This window comes from Pseudonocardia pini, from assembly GCF_013870575.1.
Lineage (GTDB): Bacteria > Actinomycetota > Actinomycetes > Mycobacteriales > Pseudonocardiaceae > Pseudonocardia > Pseudonocardia pini.
Genome location: NZ_JACBXB010000654.1, coordinates 1 through 3,230, shown reverse-complemented (window position 1 = coordinate 3,230; position 3,230 = coordinate 1). Strand labels below are relative to the sequence as shown.

General features: G+C 73.3%; 3 protein-coding genes and 1 pseudogene. 1 reads left to right on the top strand and 3 read right to left on the bottom strand.

Features of this window, described 5'->3' with window-relative positions; translation table 11 throughout:
* The 3 genes and pseudogenes from H5J29_RS26590 to mraZ all read right to left on the bottom strand — a co-directional run.
* A pseudogene (locus H5J29_RS26590) lies at positions 1-355 on the bottom strand (hypothetical protein); the annotation flags it as partial.
* Positions 352-1,326, bottom strand: a complete 975-nt coding sequence (rsmH, locus tag H5J29_RS26585; protein WP_376768577.1) for a 16S rRNA (cytosine(1402)-N(4))-methyltransferase RsmH — start codon at positions 1,324-1,326, stop codon at positions 352-354. The gene rsmH and the pseudogene H5J29_RS26590, both read right to left, overlap by 4 nt.
* Before the next feature lie 297 nt (positions 1,327-1,623).
* Complete coding sequence (mraZ, locus tag H5J29_RS26580; RefSeq protein WP_181783745.1) at positions 1,624-2,055, bottom strand: division/cell wall cluster transcriptional repressor MraZ; 432 nt, start codon at positions 2,053-2,055, stop codon at positions 1,624-1,626.
* A 517-nt stretch (positions 2,056-2,572) separates the two neighbouring features.
* Here mraZ and H5J29_RS26575 point away from each other — a divergent pair.
* A partial coding sequence (locus tag H5J29_RS26575) for an AAA family ATPase (protein WP_181783746.1) occupies positions 2,573-3,230 on the top strand: 658 nt, incomplete at its 3' end.

The window sequence follows — 3,230 nt, the reverse complement described above, 5'->3', positions numbered from 1 at the left end:
TGCGGGCCTCCTGCAGGGTGTATGAGTCCGCCGCGGCGGCCGTCGACAGCCACAGCGTGAGCACCAGGCCCGCGGTGAACAGCGCCATGATCAGCAGCACGAACTGCGCGCGCCCGGCGCCGACCTGCGTCGCCTTGCTCTTGCGGGGCCCGCCGACCGCCTTGCGGACGCGCTCGTCCCGCTTGGCGTACGCCGCCTTCGCGGCGCCCTTGCGCGGAGCGGCGCCCTTGCGCGGGGCCGGCACCGTGACGGTCCCCCGCTGCGCCGGGATCCGGCGCGTCGGGGTCTCCGTCCCCTGCCAGCTCACCGAGATGTTCGGCCGCTTCCGAGTGGGTGTCTTGACCGGCGCGCTCATGCTGCGACCTCCCGGATGCGTTCGGCGGCCCGGCACCGCACCGAGGCGGCGCGCGGGTTGTCCTGGATCTCGTCGTCGGTGGCGGGCTCGGCGCCGCGGGTCAGCAGCCGCAGCTCCGGGCCGTGTCCCGGCAGCTCCACCGGGAGGTCGACCGGGGTGCGGGAGGCCGCCCCCGCGGCGAGCTCCCGCTTGACCATGCGGTCCTCGAGCGAGTGGTAGGCGAGCACGACGATCCGCCCGCCCACCGACAGCGACCCGAGTGCGGCGGGCAACGCCCCCCGCAGGGCCTCGAGCTCGCCGTTGACCTCGATCCGCAGGGCCTGGAACGTCCGCTTGGCGGGGTGTCCCCCGGTCCGGCGGGACGCCGCGGGCACCGCGGCGTACAACAGCTCCACCAGCTCCGCGCTGCGGGTGAACGGCGCCTTGTCGCGCCGCTTGACCACCGCGGAGACGATCCGGGTGGCGAACCGCTCCTCGCCGTACTCCCGCAGGATGCGGACGAGGTCGCCCGGCGCGTAGGTGTTGAGGACCTCGGCCGCGGTCGGTCCCCGCGTGGGGTCCATCCGCATGTCGAGGTCCGAGTCCCGCGAGTAGGAGAAGCCGCGCTCGTCCGCGTCGAGCTGCAGGGAGGACACGCCGAGGTCGAACAGGATCCCGTCGGCGCGCGGCAGCCCCAGCTCCGCGAGGACGTCGGCGATCTGGTCGTAGACGGCGTGCACGAGGTGCGTGCGCCCGGCGTAGGCGGTGAGCCTGCGCCCGGCCAGCTCGAGCGCCTGCGGGTCCCGGTCGAGCCCGACCAGGGTGAGCTGCGGGTGGGCGGCGAGCAGCGCCGCGGAGTGACCACCCAGCCCCAGGGTGGCGTCCACGACGACCGCGGGCCTGCCCTCCAGCGCCGGGGCCAGGAGCTCCAGCACCCGGGGGAGCATGACCGGCACGTGCCGCCTGCCGTCGTTCTCCTGCTCGGTGTGCACGCCGCATCACCCCCACTGAAGGGTCGGCCCGTGGGCCTCGCCTTCGTCGTACCCCCACCCCGCGCCCGCACCCGGGGTGGTCATGCCGACGGCCCGGGACGGGAAGGTCCCGAGCCGTCGTGGTCCATCCCTCCCGGCTCCCCAGCCCGGCGGACGGTGTGGCCGCCGCCCCCACCCGGCCGCCGCGCCTCCGCTCGCCCCGACGGACCTGGCACCGGGGAAGGTGCGCCAGGGCCGTCGGGCCGAGTGGCACGACGCGGCGTCCGGGAAGGGACGGCGACTCGTGGTGTTCCGATCTCAGATCAGACCGGGCAGAACCTCCTCCTGCGCCTTGGCGTAGTCGTCCTCGTGCTGCTCCTGGTACGACTGCCAGGCCTGCGCGTCCCAGATCTCGACGCGGGTGAACGCGCCGATCACCACACAGTCCTTGGACAGTCCCGCGTACCGGCGCAGCTCCGGGGTGATCGCGATCCGGCCCTGGCCGTCGGGGTTCTGCTCGTCGGTTCCCGAGAAGAGGTTCCGCTGGAAGGCACGCGCCGACTCGGAGGTCAGCGGCGCCGAGGCGACCTTCGTGGCGACCTCCGTGAAGGCCTCACGGGTGAACACGTAGAGGCAGTGGTCCTGCCCTTTCGTGACCATGCACCCGCCCCGCAAGTCGTCTCGGAACTTCGCGGGCAGCGTGAGCCGCCCCTTGTCGTCCAGCCGAGGCGTGTAGGTGCCGAGGAACACCCGCACCACCTCTTCTCGGAGCCCCGTCTCGCTCCAACGCGGCCCACATTACCCCACTTCGCACCACGGTCAACTGGAAACGGCGCCCCACCAGGGTGTCGTCGGCACGTTTCAGCAGGTCGGATGATGTGGGGGGTGGTGGGGGGATTCCACCCTGACCGGGGGTTCAGTACTCATGGACCCCGCCGCGGCCCGGTCGAAACCGCAGGTCAGCGGCGAGGTGGGGCGTGGTGGGGAGTCCGGTGGGGAGCCGTGGGGAGGGCGGTGGGGCATCGTGGGCGCGGCGGTGCGGAGAGGTGGGGAGAACTCCGCTCGGAGCCCGATCCCCCGGTCGGGGGACGCTCCTCGCGGGGTTTTGACAGACTGGAGGGCACGCTCGCCCGCAGGACCCGCCCCACCCCCAGGAGCAGGCTTGACCACGACCAGCCGATCCGGCCCCGCCACCCAGGGCCCCGACGTGCCCGAGCCGACCCCGCTCGCCGCCGTCGCGGACCTCACCGCGCGGCTGGCCCAGAACATGCAGCGGATCATCGTGGGCAAGCCCGAGGTCGTCCGGCTGGCGCTGGTGACCCTCCTCGCCGAGGGCCACCTCCTGGTGGAGGACGTCCCCGGCGTCGGGAAGACGTCGCTGGCCAAGGCGCTCGCCCGCTCGATCGACTGCTCGGTGAGCCGGGTGCAGTTCACCCCGGACCTGCTGCCCGGGGACATCACCGGGATGAGCGTCTACAACCGGCAGACGAACGAGTTCGAGTTCCGGCCCGGCCCGGTGTTCGCCAACGTCGTGATCGCGGACGAGATCAACCGCGCGTCGCCCAAGACCCAGTCCGCGCTGCTGGAGTGCATGGCCGAGCACCAGGTGACCGTCGACGGCGGCACCTACGGCCTGGCGAGCCCGTTCATGGTCGTCGCCACCCAGAACCCGGTCGAGATGGACGGCACCTATCCCCTGCCCGAGGCGCAGCGGGACCGCTTCACCGCGCGGATCTCCGTCGGCTACCCGGACCCGGCCGCCGAGCTCGCCATGATCGACGAGCACTCCGGTGCCGACCCCCTCGAGCTGCTCCGTCCCGTCGCCGACGCCCGCATGGTCCGGTCGGTCGTCGAGGCCGTCCGGCGCGTGCGGGTGGGCCCGGAGGTGCGGCAGTACTGCGTGGACCTCGTCGGGGCCACCCGGC